Annotated in this window: 16 protein-coding genes; 5 read left to right on the plus strand and 11 right to left on the minus strand. The window is 65.2% G+C overall.

From position 1 onward, the window contains the following. Window positions 1–261 precede the first annotated feature (261 nt). The 6 genes from deoC to A5752_RS18840 all read right to left on the minus strand — a co-directional run bounded on the left by deoC (window position 262) and on the right by A5752_RS18840 (window position 4,278). Window positions 262–954, minus strand: coding sequence for a deoxyribose-phosphate aldolase (gene deoC, locus A5752_RS18815; protein WP_067088545.1), 693 nt, complete (start codon window positions 952–954; stop codon window positions 262–264). Further along, the gene (locus A5752_RS18820; RefSeq protein ID WP_067088546.1) at window positions 954–1,379 is read right to left on the minus strand and encodes a DUF2599 domain-containing protein; all 426 of its coding nucleotides are present in this window, start codon (window positions 1,377–1,379) and stop codon (window positions 954–956) included. Before A5752_RS18820 ends, deoC begins: the two co-directional genes overlap by 1 nt. After that, window positions 1,379–1,663, minus strand: coding sequence for a DUF2516 family protein (locus A5752_RS18825; protein ID WP_067088547.1), 285 nt, complete (start codon window positions 1,661–1,663; stop codon window positions 1,379–1,381). Before A5752_RS18825 ends, A5752_RS18820 begins: the two co-directional genes overlap by 1 nt. A gap of 65 nt (window positions 1,664–1,728) precedes the next feature. Next, entirely contained in the window at window positions 1,729–2,361 is a 633-nt protein-coding gene (locus A5752_RS28340) for a heparin-binding hemagglutinin (RefSeq protein ID WP_067088549.1), read from the minus strand. 58 nt (window positions 2,362–2,419) lie between these two features. Further along, window positions 2,420–2,848 carry a helix-turn-helix domain-containing protein gene (locus A5752_RS18835; protein ID WP_067088551.1) on the minus strand — a complete coding sequence of 143 codons (429 nt, stop codon included), beginning with the start codon at window positions 2,846–2,848 and terminating at the stop codon, window positions 2,420–2,422. Window positions 2,849–2,937: 89 nt separating this feature from the next. Then, window positions 2,938–4,278 (minus strand): DUF445 domain-containing protein, encoded by a 1,341-nt coding sequence (locus A5752_RS18840; RefSeq protein ID WP_067088552.1) that lies wholly within the window; start codon window positions 4,276–4,278, stop codon window positions 2,938–2,940. Between the two features lie 104 nt (window positions 4,279–4,382). On the opposite strand from A5752_RS18840, the gene A5752_RS18845 reads away from it, so the two are divergent. The 3 genes from A5752_RS18845 to A5752_RS18855 all read left to right on the plus strand — a co-directional run bounded on the left by A5752_RS18845 (window position 4,383) and on the right by A5752_RS18855 (window position 6,935). After that, window positions 4,383–5,087, plus strand: coding sequence for a TetR/AcrR family transcriptional regulator (locus A5752_RS18845; RefSeq protein ID WP_067088554.1), 705 nt, complete (start codon window positions 4,383–4,385; stop codon window positions 5,085–5,087). Further along, window positions 5,084–5,935 (plus strand): polyphosphate kinase 2 family protein, encoded by an 852-nt coding sequence (locus A5752_RS18850; RefSeq protein ID WP_067088556.1) that lies wholly within the window; start codon window positions 5,084–5,086, stop codon window positions 5,933–5,935. Before A5752_RS18845 ends, A5752_RS18850 begins: the two co-directional genes overlap by 4 nt. A gap of 139 nt (window positions 5,936–6,074) precedes the next feature. Beyond that, the gene (locus A5752_RS18855) at window positions 6,075–6,935 is read left to right on the plus strand and encodes an endonuclease domain-containing protein (RefSeq protein ID WP_067088557.1); all 861 of its coding nucleotides are present in this window, start codon (window positions 6,075–6,077) and stop codon (window positions 6,933–6,935) included. A 72-nt stretch (window positions 6,936–7,007) separates the two neighbouring features. Here the strand turns inward: A5752_RS18855 and A5752_RS18860 are convergent, their stop codons facing one another. From A5752_RS18860 to A5752_RS18870, 3 genes are all read right to left on the minus strand, one after another. Continuing rightward, window positions 7,008–7,862, minus strand: coding sequence for a 3-hydroxybutyryl-CoA dehydrogenase (locus tag A5752_RS18860; protein WP_067088558.1), 855 nt, complete (start codon window positions 7,860–7,862; stop codon window positions 7,008–7,010). 105 nt (window positions 7,863–7,967) lie between these two features. Continuing rightward, entirely contained in the window at window positions 7,968–9,254 is a 1,287-nt protein-coding gene (gene aceA / locus A5752_RS18865; protein WP_067088559.1) for an isocitrate lyase, read from the minus strand. Between the two features lie 267 nt (window positions 9,255–9,521). After that, entirely contained in the window at window positions 9,522–10,298 is a 777-nt protein-coding gene (locus tag A5752_RS18870) for an acyl-[acyl-carrier-protein] thioesterase (protein WP_067088572.1), read from the minus strand. 131 nt (window positions 10,299–10,429) lie between these two features. On the opposite strand from A5752_RS18870, the gene ramB reads away from it, so the two are divergent. Then, window positions 10,430–11,860, plus strand: coding sequence for an acetate metabolism transcriptional regulator RamB (gene ramB, locus A5752_RS18875; protein WP_067088560.1), 1,431 nt, complete (start codon window positions 10,430–10,432; stop codon window positions 11,858–11,860). A gap of 18 nt (window positions 11,861–11,878) precedes the next feature. After that, window positions 11,879–12,430, plus strand: a complete 552-nt coding sequence (locus A5752_RS18880) for a carboxymuconolactone decarboxylase family protein (RefSeq protein WP_067088561.1) — start codon at window positions 11,879–11,881, stop codon at window positions 12,428–12,430. Here the strand turns inward: A5752_RS18880 and A5752_RS18885 are convergent. Both A5752_RS18885 and lpdA read right to left on the minus strand, forming a co-directional pair. Next, the gene (locus tag A5752_RS18885) at window positions 12,427–12,717 is read right to left on the minus strand and encodes a hypothetical protein (protein ID WP_082963968.1); all 291 of its coding nucleotides are present in this window, start codon (window positions 12,715–12,717) and stop codon (window positions 12,427–12,429) included. The genes A5752_RS18880 and A5752_RS18885 overlap by 4 nt on opposite strands. 28 nt (window positions 12,718–12,745) lie before the next feature. Continuing rightward, window positions 12,746–14,140 carry a dihydrolipoyl dehydrogenase gene (gene lpdA, locus A5752_RS18890; RefSeq protein WP_067088562.1) on the minus strand — a complete coding sequence of 465 codons (1,395 nt, stop codon included), beginning with the start codon at window positions 14,138–14,140 and terminating at the stop codon, window positions 12,746–12,748. Window positions 14,141–14,207 lie beyond the last annotated feature (67 nt).

The raw sequence follows: 14,207 nt of genomic DNA on the forward strand, positions 1-14,207 counted from the left end.
CGGCGCTGTTGTGGTTGTGGTGGTCGTCGTCGTTGTGGTCGACGTCTCCGGCGCCTTCTCTTCTTCCTTGGCGCAGCCGGCGGTGAAGACGCCCGTAGCGAGCACCGCAGTGAGTCCTGCCCCAGCGAGTGTTCGACGAAGCAAACCAGTGTGGGTAATCATGATCAGATCCTATCCACGGTTTCCCGTGCGCAGATGCGTATGGTTTTACCTGTCGGGGGCGTCCGCAATCATACGGCAAATTTCGGCAAACCGCGTAAATTACTGTCCGCGGTCGAATTTCGGCCAGCCGTCCAGCACCGCCCTGGTCCCCGACAGCCCCAAGCGCGTGGCGCCGGCGTCCAGCATCGCGATCGCATCTGTCGCGGTTCGGATCCCGCCACTGGCCTTGACCTGCGGTCCGACCGTCGCCATCAGTTCCACGGCACGCACCGAAGCACCGCCCGCGGGGTGAAATCCCGTGGAGGTCTTGACGAAATCGGCGCCGGCATCCGCGGCGGCCTGGCATGCCGCCAGCAACGTCTGCTCGTCCCCCAGTTGCAGTAACGCGGCCGATTCGACAATCACTTTGAGGGTCATGCTGGCGCCGATCGCGGCACGCACCGCCTCGACGTCGGCCCGCACCGCGGCGAAGTCACCGTGCAATGCGGCGCCCACATCGATCACCATGTCGATCTCGCCGGCGCCGTCTTCGACTGCGCGACGGGCCTCCTCGGCCTTGATGGCCGAAAGGTGTTTACCGGACGGGAATCCGACCACCGCGCACACCAATTGCGACGCCGAACCGGACCGCTTGGCGATCGAGACCATCGACGGCGATACGCAGACGGCGTAGACCCCGAGCGCCGTGGCCTCCGCAGCGAGCGCGGCGATGTCGTCTTCGGTCGCTTCGGGTTTGAGCAGTGTGTGGTCGACCAGTCGGGCGACCTCGTCGCGTCGATATCCGCCTGCCATTAGAACGGTTCTTCGGTCCCGCCGGGGTTGCAGCCGGTTTCGACCATCTGGTCGTAGGGGACCTCGGGGCGCCACGGCTCCAGGTTCCAGCTGGTCTTGCCGGGCTGGTAGTGCTCGGCGAATTCCCAGTGGCAGATGAATTGCGGCTTCATTCCCGGGATGTCCGCATCGGGCGAAAGCGCCAGCACCTCGGCCCACGCCTGTTCGCCCGCAGCGGAAGTCGCCAATCCGGAGGCTTGGCGGCCCGCCGGTGTCGGATACACCCGTAGAGAGGACAGGTCGCCCCATTTGGCCCACTCGACGTGGTCGACGAACGGCGGGGCGGGAAGCGTCGGATTCGCGGGGCCGGCCGAAACCGCCGGGGCCGTCAGCGCAGGCGCGAACACGCCAGCCGCCAGGACGGCGACCGCTAGAAAACGTCGCACTACCGGGACTTCCCCTGGACCTCGAGCAGCTTGGGACGGACGTCGACCAGATAGACGCCGGACGCGACCGCGGCGATGGCGGGGCCCATGACGGAACCGAGGACGAGCGCGAGCAACCCGGCGACGCCGAGGATCACCAGCCAGACCGGCTTGGTCAGCTTGTCTGCGGCCGGGTAGGCGTCCTGCCGCTGCATCGCCGCGTGGACGAACGCGTAGACCGTCGTGACGAGCACGGCGATCTGCAAGAAGAAGAGGACGTAACCCACCAAGCCTTGGAGCTGCACGCATCAAGACTAAGCGGGTTACGTCCCCTCGGTCGACTTTGGGCCATCAGACCCGCTGTCGAGTCTTACTTCTGGGTGACCTTCTTGGCCGCCGCCTTCTTGGCCGGGGCCTTCTTGGCCGGGGCCTTCTTGGCCGGAGCCTTGGCCGGGGCCTTCTTGGCGGTGTTCTTCACCGGCGCGGCGCCCTTCTCGGCCTTCTTCGGCAGCTCGACGCCCACCAGCTTGGCGGCGCGCTCACCGACGGCACGGGTCTGCGCGGCCACGTTGCCCAGGGCTTCCTGGGTCAGCTCGACGGCCTGGTCGGTGTACCCCTCGACGCGGCCGGCGGCCTCGCTGATGCCCGGCTGGCTGCGCAGCCGCTCGAGAGCGGCCTCGCCGCGCTCGACGAGCTTGTTGTAGGTGGTCTGCGCGGCCTCGGCGTAGGTCTCGGCGAACTTGCGCAGCTCGTCGGAGCTCAGCCGCTCGCGGAGCTCGCCGAACTGCGTCGGCAGGTCCTCCTGGAGCCGGTCGATGCGCGCACGGGTCTCCTCGACGCGGCTGCGCGAGTCGGTGCGGGCGTCATCCGCGCGCTCACGAAGGGTCGCGACGATCTCGTTGACCCGCTCGAGGGCGAGGTCCGCGGCACCGACGGCGGCAAGCAGCGGCGCCTTCAGGTCGTCAACGGTGGGCTGGTTCTTGGCGGGGGTGTTCTTGGCCATGGTGTTCCTTTCTCAAAGGTGTCGTTCGATTTGCGGTGGTGATCAGAAAATGGGGTCTCTATTCAGTCGTCAGCCCCTCTTCCGTCTCGCTGCCGGGCTCGCCTACTTCGGCCTCGTTCTGCTGGCAGAACGACGTGTAGATGTCGAGCAGCACCTGCTTCTGGCGCTCGGTGATCGCCGCGTCGTTGACGATGGCGTCGCGCACCTCGCTCTTCTCGCTGGGCTCGAGAATCCCGGCCCGCACGTAGAGCACCTCCGCCGACAGCCGCAACGCCTTTGCGATTTGGTTCAGTACGTCCGCGGAGGGTTTCCGCAATCCCCGCTCGATCTGGCTGAGGTAGGGATTGCTGACGCCGGCCTTCTCGGCCAGCTGTCGTACGGATACCTGAGCGGCCTCGCGTTGTGTTCGGATGAAGGTGCCGATGTCCTGGGCGGCGGTCTGAGCAGCGTTGGACACGACGACGGCAAGATTGTCATCCTGCGACATGCGAAGCCCTCCGTGCATCGGGTATCCAGTAAGCGACGTCCCTACCGTACGACGGAGTGCTAACTTTTGCAAGCACTAGTTAGCGCAGGTCAGAACATAAGTTGGGCTATCGAATAGATGACGAGGCCCGCGAGTGCACCTACCACGGTGCCATTGATCCGGATGAACTGCAGATCGCGTCCGACGTGGAGTTCGATGCGGCGGCTGGCCTCGTTGGCGTCCCAGCGCTCGATGGTGTCGGTAATGATCGCGGTGATCTCGACGCCGTATTCGGCGACCAGGTGCTGAGCCGCCCGGATGATCCAGTTGTCGACCTTGTCGCGCAGGTCGGCGTCGTCGCGCAGCGACTCCCCGATGAGCATCACCGAATCCGCGATCCGGGTCCGCAGCGTGGATGAGGGATCGTCGACCGACTCGAACAGAATGCGTTTAGCCGCGGTCCACGCGGTCTCGGCGGCGCGGGCGACCTCGTCGCGCGCCATGACCTGTTCCTTGACGTTCTCGGCGCGCTCGATGGTGGCCTCGTCGTGCTGGAGGTCGTCGGCGAACTCGAACAGGAACCGGGTGGCCGAGCGCCGCAGTTCGTGGTCGGGGTTGCGGCGCACCTTATCGGTGAAGTCCATCAATTCGCGGTGGATGCGGTCGCCGACGAGGTGGTCCACCCAGCGCGGGGACCAGGTGGGTGAATCGCGTTCGATCACCCGGTCGATGACGGGTCCGGCGTTGAGCGACCACTGGAAGGCGCGGTCGGCGAGCAGTTGCAGCAGGGCCTCCTGCCGGTGTTCGGCCAGCAGCGTGGACAGCACCCGACCCACGGGCGGACCCCATTGCGGTTCGGCGATGCGCTTGACGATCATCCGGTCGAGCACGGCCTGAACGTCCTCGTCGCGCAGCATTTCCACCAGCACCCGCAGCACAGTCGCGGTCTCGGCGGCCACCCGTTCGGCGTGTGCCCGATCGGAGAGCCATTTCCCGAGCCGGCCGGCGACATCGGCATCGCGCAGCTTGGTCGACACGACCTCCGGCGATAGGAAGTTCTCCCGAACGAAGGCGCCGAGGCCCTCTCCGAGCTGGTCTTTCTTGCGCTTGATGATCGCGGTATGCGGGATCGGGATGCCGAGCGGGTGCTTGAACAACGCGGTGACCGCGAACCAGTCCGCGAGCGCGCCGACCATGCCGGCCTCCGCGGCCGCGCGTACGAAGCCGACCCATCCGGGCGCATCACCCGTGGACTGGGCCCACGTACAGAGCAGGAAGACGACCGTGGCACCGATCAGGAAGCTCAGTGCGACGACTTTCATGCGCCTCAGGGCGCGGCGGCGTTCCGCGTCGGCGGCGGAGTCGGCCCCGGCTAGGGACTCGGCGAAGCTTCTCCGCGGAGCGGTCGGAGCCGTCGGAGCGGGTCGTCCGGCGCTCGGTCTGTGTGCCACTCCTCCATCATCCGCTACGTCGCGCTGGGCCCCCGGTCCGACAACCCGCGGTGTCAAGATCAGCCGTACTATCGAGGGGAACTAGGGAACGGATCACGGGGATAGTGGCACAACAGTCCGAAGCGATCGCGGTCAAGACAGATGGCCGCAAGCGGCGTTGGCACAAACACAAGGTGGAACGTCGCAACGAGTTGGTGGATGGCACCCTAGAGGCGATTCGGCGCCGCGGAAGCGGCGTCAGCATGGATGAGATCGCGGCAGAGATCGGTGTGTCGAAGACGGTGCTGTACCGCTATTTCGTCGACAAGAACGATCTCACGACCGCGGTGATGATGCGGTTCGCCCAGACCACCCTGATCCCGAACATGGCCGCCGCGCTGTCGTCGAACCTGGACGGTTTCGCGCTGACTCGCGAAGTCATCCGCGTCTACGTCGAGACGGTCGCAGCCGAACCCGAGCCGTATCAGTTCGTGATGGCGAACAACTCGGCGAGCAAGAGCCGCGCGATCGCGACGTCCGAGCAGATCATCGCCCGCATGCTCGCGGTGATGTTGCGCCGACGGATGCAGGAGGTCGGTATGGACACCGGCGGTGTCGAGCCGTGGGCCTTCCACACCGTCGGTGGCGTTCAGCTGGCCACGCACTCGTGGATGTCGAACCGGCGCATGAGCTCCGACGAGCTGATCGACTACCTGACCATGCTGTCGTGGAATGCGTTGTGCGGCATCGTCGAAGTGGGCGGATCACTGGAGGCATTCCGGAGTCAGCCGCACCCGTCGCCGGCGCTGCCGCCGCGAGACCGCCAGTGAGCTCGTCGGGCGCGTTGCCCATCGCCGACGCGGTGCGGTTCCGGGCCGGCGACAAGATCGCCGATCTGGACACTTCGTCGACACCGGGTTTCGACGGTTCCAAGAGCGACGCCGCACCGGTGCAGGCCGACCGCAGCGACCGCCTCGCCGAACTCCAGGAGATGCTCTACGCCAGCTCGAAGGGCGCCGACGACTCCCGCTCGGTGTTGTTGGTGCTGCAGGGCATGGATGCCGCGGGTAAGGGTGGCATCGTCAAACACGTTGTCGGAGCCGTGAATCCGATGGGCGTGCGCTACACCGCGTTCGGCAAGCCGACGCAGGAGGAACTGGCGCACGACTTCCTGTGGCGCATCCGGCGCGCGCTGCCGCCGGCGGGACACATCGGCGTGTTCGATCGGTCGCACTATGAGGATGTGCTAATCGTTCGTGTGCACGACCTGGTGCCGCCGGACGTGTGGGGTGCGCGGTACGACGAGATCAACACGTTCGAACGCGAACTCGTCGACGGCGGAACGACATTGGTTAAGGTGGCGATGTTCATTTCGCTCGAGGAGCAGAAGAAGCAGCTGCTCGAGCGGCTCGACGACCCGACGAAATACTGGAAGTACAACCCCGGCGACATCGACGAGCGCCTCAAGTGGCCCCAGTATCAGGAGGCCTACCAGGCGGTGCTTGACCGCACGTCGACGGATTACGCGCCGTGGCATGTCGTGCCCAGCGATCGCCGGTGGTTCAGCCGGCTCGCCGTGACCGAACTGCTGATCCAGGCGCTCGAGGGTCTCGACTTATCGTATCCGCCTGCGGATTTCGACGTCGAAGCGGAACGCAAGCGCCTGCTCGATTCGTAACGCGCATTGCGCCGAGAGTACGGTTGTTAGCGCCTTTACTCGCGCGATGTGTACACAAGCGTGCGCTCGGCGAGGTATTTATCCACAGCCAAAGCGATTGGCGCAGCTGACCCACCCGCCGACGGCCCACGATGGACGAGTGCATACCCGTCTTGTCGTCGCGTCCGAAGAACTCGCGAGCGGCAACCTCACCCGCAGGGACCTGATGCGTAGCTACTCAATGCTTCATCGAAACGTCTACTGCAAGACAGGCGCCGAGCTGACCGCCGTTGACCGGGCGCGTGCGGCATGGCTGTGGTCCGGCCGCACGGCAACGCTTTCCGGCCATTCGGCCGCAGCGCTGCTCGGCGCTAAATGGATACCGTACGACGCACCCGCCGAGCTGGCTAGGATCCGCAGGCCGGGAGCGCCGGGCATCAGGATCCACAGCGGGCAGATCAGAGACGACGAGCTCTGTGAGATCGACGGGATCAGTTGCACGACTGCAGCCCGCACCGCCTACGACCTCGGCCGCCGACTTGGACTCGAATCGGGTGTCATACGCATCGACGATCTGCTGCATGCAACGAGAACCGATCTCACCCAGGTTATCTCGTTGGCAAAGCGGTATCCCGGAGCGCGCGGTATTCGTCAGTTGCGCGAAACCTTGGAGTACGTCGACGCCGGCGCCGAGTCACCCCAGGAGACTCGCCTGCGATTGCTGCTCGTGCGGTCGGGCATCGAGCGCCCTGTCACTCAGATTCAGGTCAGTGATGAGTGGGGTGCCGTCGTCCGCCGCATCGATATGGGATGGCCAGAGTGGAAGGTTGGCGTCGAGTATGACGGAGAACAGCACTGGACCAAGCCGGACAATTACGCGGCCGACATCGACAGGCTCGAGTTTCTCGCCGCAATGGGGTGGCGGATAGTGCGCGTCAGCTCGAGGCAGTTGCGATATCAGCGACCGGAGATCGTGCGGCGAGTACGGGAGGCACTCGCCAGCCTTAGTTGTCCGCTGTGATCACATACTCGTCGAGCGCACGCTTTCTCACGCCGTCTCTCGGCGTTTGCGTACACAACCGTACGCTCGGCACTAGTAGCTGTAGAAGCCCTGCCCTGACTTCTTGCCGAGCTGACCCGCCTCGACCATCCGCAGCAACAGCGGGGGCGGCGCATAGTGCGGATCCTTGAGCTCTTCGAACATCGAGTCTGCGATCAGCTTCATGGTGTCCAGGCCGATCAGGTCCGAAAGCCGCAACGGCCCCATCGGATGCGACAGCCCCGCGACGATCGCCTTGTCCACGTCCTCGACCGTGGCGACGCCCGACTCCACCATCCGGATCGCCGACAACAGATACGGCACAAGCAGCGCGTTGACGACGAAACCCGAACGGTCCGAACACCGTACGACCTGCTTGCCCAGTACCTCACCGGCGAACTGCTCGACCCGCGCGAGCGCGCCGTCCGAGGTCACGAGCGTGTTGACCAACTCGACGAGCGGCAGCACCGGCACCGGATTGAAGAAGTGCAACCCCAGCACGCGGCTCGGATTCTTCGTCGCCGCAGCGATTTTCATGATCGGGATGCTCGACGTGTTCGACGCCAGCACGGCGTCGGGGTCGGTGATGATCTCGTCGAGCTGGGCGAAGATCTTGCCCTTGACGGCCTCGTCCTCGACGACGGCCTCGATCACCAGCTGGCGATCGGCCAGATCCGACAGGTCGGTCGTATAGCTCAACCGCGCCAGCGTCGCATCGCGATCGGCCTCGGAGAGCTTGCCCTTGCTCGCCGCCCGTTCCAGCGATCCGGTGATCCGCTTGCGCCCGGCCTCGACGAGTTGCTCGGACGGCTCGTAGACGACGACGTTCGCGCCGGACTTCGCCGACACCTCGGCGATGCCGCTGCCCATTTGTCCGGCGCCGACCACGCCCACTCGTTCAATGCTCATTGCGTCCTCTCCACAACATCAGGCCCCGCCCAATATAAGGACGGGGCCTGATGACAAGCCGTTGGGCCTCGTGAGCCTACTGGGCTTGGCTTACTCACCGAGATGTCAGTGGAACTGACCCTCTTCGGTCGAACCCTTCAGCGCGGTGGTCGAGCTGGTCGGGTCCACCGTGGTGGCGATCCGGTCGAAGTAGCCGGCGCCGACCTCGCGCTGGTGCTTGGTCGCGGTGTATCCGCGCTCCTCGGCGGCGAACTCGCGCTCCTGCAGCTCGACGTACGCGCTCATCTGGTTACGGGCGTAGCCGTATGCCAGATCGAACATCGAGTAGTTCAGGGCGTGGAAGCCGGCCAGCGTGATGAACTGGAACTTGAAGCCCATCGCGCCGAGCTCCTTCTGGAACTTCGCGATCGTGGCGTCGTCGAGGTGCTTCTTCCAGTTGAACGACGGCGAGCAGTTGTAGGCCAGCATCTGGTCCGGGAACTCGGCCTGCACACCCTCGGCGAACTGTTTGGCCAGCTCGAGGTCGGGGGTGCCGGTCTCCATCCAGATCAGGTCGGCGTACGGCGCGTAGGCCTTCGCACGCGCGATGCACGGCTCGATGCCGTTCTTCACGCGGTAGAAGCCTTCCTTGGTCCGCTCACCGGAGATGAACGGCTGGTCGCGCTCGTCGACGTCGGAGGTGATCAGGGTGGCCGCCTCGGCGTCGGTGCGCGCGATCACGACGGTCGGGACGTCGGCGACGTCCGCGGCCAGGCGCGCGGAGGTCAGCGTGCGGATGTGCTGCTGGGTCGGGATCAGCACCTTGCCACCGAGGTGGCCGCACTTCTTCTCCGAGGCCAGCTGGTCCTCCCAGTGCGAGCCCGCGACACCGGCGGCGATCATCGCCTTCTGCAGCTCGTAGACGTTCAGCGCGCCACCGAAGCCGGCCTCGCCGTCGGCGACGATCGGCACCAGCCAGTTCTCGACCGAGGTGTCGCCCTCGACCTTGGCGATCTCATCGGCACGGAGCAGCGCGTTGTTGATGCGGCGGACCACCTGCGGCACCGAGTTGGCCGGGTACAGGCTCTGGTCGGGGTAGGTGTGGCCGGACAGGTTGGCGTCGCCGGCGACCTGCCACCCGGACAGGTAGATGGCCTTCAGGCCGGCACGGACCTGCTGGACGGCCATGTTGCCGGTCAGCGCGCCGAGCGCGTTGACGAACTCCATGTCGTGCAGCTGGTTCCACAGGATCTCCGCGCCGCGGCGGGCCAGGGTCGACTCCTCGACCACGGTGCCCTGCAGCGCGACGACGTCCTCAGCGGAGTACTCACGGGTGACGTTCTTCCAACGGGGATTGGTGTCCCAGTCGCGCTGAATTTCCTCTGCGCTCTTCGGCTTGCCAACGGTTGACATGGCGCTCCTTCAATCTGTTCACTATCGCTGCGGCGCGGCCGGAGTACCCGGCTTGTTAACACCCAAACGGTTCAGCGGATTCGCTACTACGAGGATGCCTTACTCCATTAGCGCAGGTCCAGCCGTTTCGGGTGCCAACTTTCGCCAACCACTCCACCGGATTAGCGAATTTTGCGAAGATCAACCTGCGCTTGACCGGTTCAGTAGTTACCGACCAGTAGCCCATATGCGCAGGTCAGTACGCCCGTACTGTTAAAGGGGCGATGATCAGAGTTTGAAGATCGATGCGACGGCCTTGGCCTCGTCGCCGACCGCATATGTGAGCGTTGTAACAGTGCGGTCCATCAGTTCCGGACCGAATTTGTCCGTCGAACCGGGCGGGAACGTGTGGCTGAGGATCTCGAGTCTGTCGCCGAGTGCCACCGCGGCGTCGTGCTCGATCGTCACGCGTAGCGGAAACCGCTCCAGTTCGGGGTGGTGCAGCAGGTAGTCCTCGATCACCGACCAGTACACCGAATTGTTCATGTGATCGAAGATGTCGATGTCGCTGACCCGGACCGGGTAGTCCCGTATCTCGTCGGCGTCCTCGCGACTGCCTGGCGACAGGTACGGCTTCCACCGCAGCCGGTCGACGTTGGTCGTGCGCCGCAGGCCCTCGAGGAAGTCGTCGGAGATCCGGGCCGGCCCCTGCGTCTCGCGGTTGATGTTGATCCAGAAGGCTTCCGACTCCACGAGGCCTGACCGCCTGCCTTCTATACGCACCCGCATCTCGCACCACCGGTTCGACGTGCCCGAACACCAGCGGCGGAGCCGCAGCATGTCCTGGAATTCGATCGGGCGGATCATGTCGACCATCGTGCGGCGCACGATCCACAGCGGATGGGTCTCCTGGAAGCCCAGCTCCCGCAGCTGGTCCGAGCCGATGTCCTGGATGTGACGTGTCGCGGCGTCGAACTTCAGCCGGCCTTCGCGGTCCACGTCCGCGACCCGCAGCGGCCACTCGATATCGAAGACGTCGGGGTGCGGATCAGGGACGGGCATCATGGTCTTGGCCAGCCCCTGCGCGGCGCCTGCTGCCGATCCCTGCTTGGTGCTCACGACCGCTGATCCTGCCACAACGGCCGATCTGCCAACAATGCGAAGGCCCTCTTCGCATCGTTGCTACCCTGGTTGACGTGGCGAAAACCTATGTCGGATCACGGGTTCGGCAGCTACGCAGCGAGCGCGGATTCAGCCAGGCGGCGCTGGCGCAGATGCTGGACATCTCGCCGAGCTATCTCAACCAGATCGAGCACGACGTGCGCCCCCTGACCGTCGCGGTCCTGCTGCGCATCACGGAGGTGTTCGGCGTCGATGCGACGTTTTTCGCCTCCGAGGACGACACCCGGCTGGTCGCCGAGCTGCGCGAGGTCACGCTCGACCGGGATCTCGACACCGACGTCGACCTCACGGAGATCGCGGACATGGTCGCCGCGCACCCCAACTTGGCCCGGGCGATGGTGAACCTGCACCGCCGCTACCAGCTGACCACCACCCAGTTGGCGGCGGCCACCGAGGACCGGTTCAACGCCGGCGGCGGGGGCTTCAGCTCGGGTTCGGGCGCGATCACCATGCCGCACGAGGAAGTCCGGGACTACTTCTACGAACGGCAGAACTATCTGCACGAACTCGACACCGCCGCAGAAGATCTCACCATCCGCATGCGGATGCAGCGTTCGGAGCTGGCGCGCCAACTTTCGGACCGGTTGACGATGGTGCACGGCGTCCGCATCACCCAGCGCATGGACCTCGGCGAGTCGGTGCTGCATCGCTACGACCCCGAGACGAAGACGCTGGTGCTCAACAACCATCTCTCATCGGGCCAGACCGTGTTCAAGATGGCCGCCGAACTGGCATATCTGGAGTTCGGCGGCCTCATCGACAAGCTCGTCGACGAAGGCAAGTTCACCAGCGACGAGTCGACCCGCTTGGCGCGGATGGGGCTGGCCAACTACTTCGCCGCTGCAATGATGTTGCCCTACACGCAGTTTCACGATGTCGCGGAGAAATTCCGTTACGACGTCGAGCGGCTCTCGGCGTTCTATTCGGTCAGCTACGAGACGATCGCGCACCGCCTCTCGACCCTGCAACGGCCGTCCATGCGCGGCGTGCCGCTGTCCTTCGTCCGCGTCGACCGGGCAGGCAACATGTCAAAACGCCAGTCGGCCACCGGTTTCCACTTCTCATCCAGCGGCGGCACCTGCCCGCTGTGGAACGTCTACGAGACGTTCGCCAACCCCGGCAAGATCCTCGTGCAGGTCGCCCAGATGCCCGACGGACGCAATTACCTGTGGGTCGCACGCACCGTGGAGCGTCGCGCACAGCGCTACGGCCAGCCGGGCAAGACGTTCGCGATCGGCCTGGGCTGCGAACTCCGCCACGCGCACCGGTTGGTCTACTCGGAGGGGCTCGACCTGTCAGGCGAGGTGGCGACGCCGATCGGCGCGGGTTGTCGGGTCTGCGAGCGGGACAACTGCCCGCAGCGGGCATTCCCCGCGCTGGGCCGCGCGCTCGACATCGACGAGCACCGCAGCACCGTCTCGCCTTATCTGGTACGTCAGGCCTAGGCACGTAGACTCGCTGTGATGAGCGCACCCGAGTCGGCCCGCATCGCGCCCGGTGGATTCAAGGAACTCGGCCCACTGAACTGGGCCATCGCGAAACTCGGTGCGCGCACCATCCGGGCACCGCGGTTCAGCCTGTTCAATGTGCTTGGCCAACACCGGCTTCTGTTCCTGGCGTGGCTGCCGTACAGCGGGGTGCTGCTCGGCATCCTGAGCAAGCTCTCGGTGCAGGACGCCGAGACCGTCATCCTGCGCGTCGGCCATCTGCGCGACTGCGAGTACGAACTCCAGCAACACCGACGCCTGGCGCGCACCCGGGGGATCGGCCCGGACGTCCAGAAGAAGATCTTCGAGGGGCCCGACGCCGAGGGGCTGACCGACCGTCAGCGCGCGTTGATCACCGCCACCGACGAGTTCGTCGTGACCCGGGGCGTGTCCTCTGAGACGTGGGCAGTGTTGGCCAGGCACCTGACCAAACCGCAACTGATCGAATTCTGCATGCTGGCAGCCCAGTACGACGGGCTGGCCGCGACGATCACCACTTTGAAAGTGCCGCTGGACTTCCCGGATTAGAGGTACGTGATCCCCAGCACGATCAGCGACAACAGCACCGGGGACACCGGCAGCGCCAGCAGGAAAGCCGCCCACACTTCGCTCTTGCGTTGATAGCTGCGCCACCCCAGCCAGCCGACGCCTCCGCCGACGAGAAACGACACCGCGGCCACCACGAGCACCCAGGTGCTGACGTTCGACGTCGATGTGGCATGGGAGATACCGGCCAGCCAGAGGATGTGGCCGACCACCAATCCCCCGATGCCGGCGACCCACAGGGCCCGCGCCGTGCCGGATGTCTGAGTCACGTTCGCTGTGTTGGTTCTCTGGAGCACGTCAGAAATTGATCATGTGGCCGAGCAGACCGTGGAAGCACTCCTGCAGGGCCTCGGACATCGTCGGGTGCGTGTGCACGTTGCGGGCCAGTTCGGTCGCGGTCAGATCCCACTTCTGCGCCAGCGTCAGCTCGGGCAGCAGCTCGGACACGTCGTGGCCGATCAAGTGGCCGCCGATCAACTCGCCGTACTTGCCGTCGGCGATCAGCTTGACGAAGCCGCTCGGGTCACCGGCACCGTGCGCCTTGGCGTTCGCGGTGAACGGGAACTTGGCCACCTTGACGTCGTAACCCTCCTCGCGGGCCTGCTCCTCGGTGAGCCCGAAGCTGGCGACCTGCGGTTGGCAGAACGTCGCGCGTGGCAGCATGCGGTAGTCCCCGAGCGGCAAAGTCTCTGCGCCCGCGATGGTTTCGGCGGCGATGACGCCCTGCGCCTCGGCCACGTGCGCCAGCTGAAGCTTGCCGGTCACGTCACCGATCGCGTAGATGTGCGGGACGCTGGTGCGCATGTAGTCGTCGATGCCGATCGCCTTGCGGTCGGTGACCTCGACGCCGGTCTTGTCGAGCCCGAAGCCCTCGATGTTCGGCGCGAATCCGATTGCCTGCAGCACCTTTTCGGCTTTGAGGTCTTGGGACTTGCCGTCCTTGCTGACGGTCACGGTGACCTCGCCGCCACCGTCGTCGATCGACTCCACCTTGGTACCGGTCAGCACCTTGACGCCGAGCTTCTTGAACTGCTTCTCGATCTCCTTGGAGACCTCGGCGTCCTCGTTGGGCAGCGCGCGGGGCAGGAACTCGACGATCGTGACGTCGACGCCGTAGTTCTTCATCACGTAGCCGAACTCCATGCCGATGGCGCCCGCACCCGCGATGACGACCGACGACGACAGCTCGCGCGTCATGATGAGTTCTTCGTAGGTGACCACGTTTTCCGACAGCGATGTGCCGGGCACCAGGCGGGTGCTGCTGCCGGTGGCGATGATGATGTTGTCGAACTCGACGGTCTCGGTGCCGCCCTCGTTGAGATCGACCTCGAGCGTGTGGTCGTCTTTGAACTTCCCGTACCCGTGGATCTCGGTGATCTTGTTCTTCTTCATCAGATAGTGCACGCCGGCGACCCGGCCCTCGGCGACCTTGCGGCTGCGGTCGAACGCGACGCCGTAATCGAACGTCGCCTCGCCGCTGATGCCGAACTGCTTGGCCTCTTTGGTGAAGATGTGCGCCAGCTCCGCGTTGCGCAGTAACGCCTTCGACGGGATGCACCCGACGTTGAGACAGACGCCGCCCCAGTACTTGGGTTCGACGATGGCGGTGTTCAGTCCGAGCTGCGCGGCACGGATGGCCGCGACGTATCCGCCGGGGCCTGCTCCGAGTACGACGACGTCATAGTGGGTCACTCCCCCACCCTAGTAAGGAAGCACTCCCGCGAAACACCGACTTGCCCATTCGCAGTAGTAGAGACCG

Source organism: Mycobacterium sp. 852002-51961_SCH5331710, from assembly GCF_001665535.1.
Lineage (GTDB): Bacteria > Actinomycetota > Actinomycetes > Mycobacteriales > Mycobacteriaceae > Mycobacterium.

Coding starts and splice junctions, on each gene's coding strand:
- aceA (WP_067088559.1), bottom strand. CDS start 9,254: ATGTCAACCGTTGGCAAGCCGAAGAGCGCAGAGGAAATTCAGCGCGAC.
- A5752_RS18835 (WP_067088551.1), bottom strand. CDS start 2,848: ATGTCGCAGGATGACAATCTTGCCGTCGTCGTGTCCAACGCTGCTCAG.
- A5752_RS28340 (WP_067088549.1), bottom strand. CDS start 2,361: ATGGCCAAGAACACCCCCGCCAAGAACCAGCCCACCGTTGACGACCTG.
- deoC (WP_067088545.1), bottom strand. CDS start 954: ATGGCAGGCGGATATCGACGCGACGAGGTCGCCCGACTGGTCGACCAC.
- A5752_RS18860 (WP_067088558.1), bottom strand. CDS start 7,862: ATGAGCATTGAACGAGTGGGCGTGGTCGGCGCCGGACAAATGGGCAGC.
- A5752_RS18880 (WP_067088561.1), top strand. CDS start 11,879: ATGAGCGCACCCGAGTCGGCCCGCATCGCGCCCGGTGGATTCAAGGAA.
- A5752_RS18870 (WP_067088572.1), bottom strand. CDS start 10,298: ATGATGCCCGTCCCTGATCCGCACCCCGACGTCTTCGATATCGAGTGG.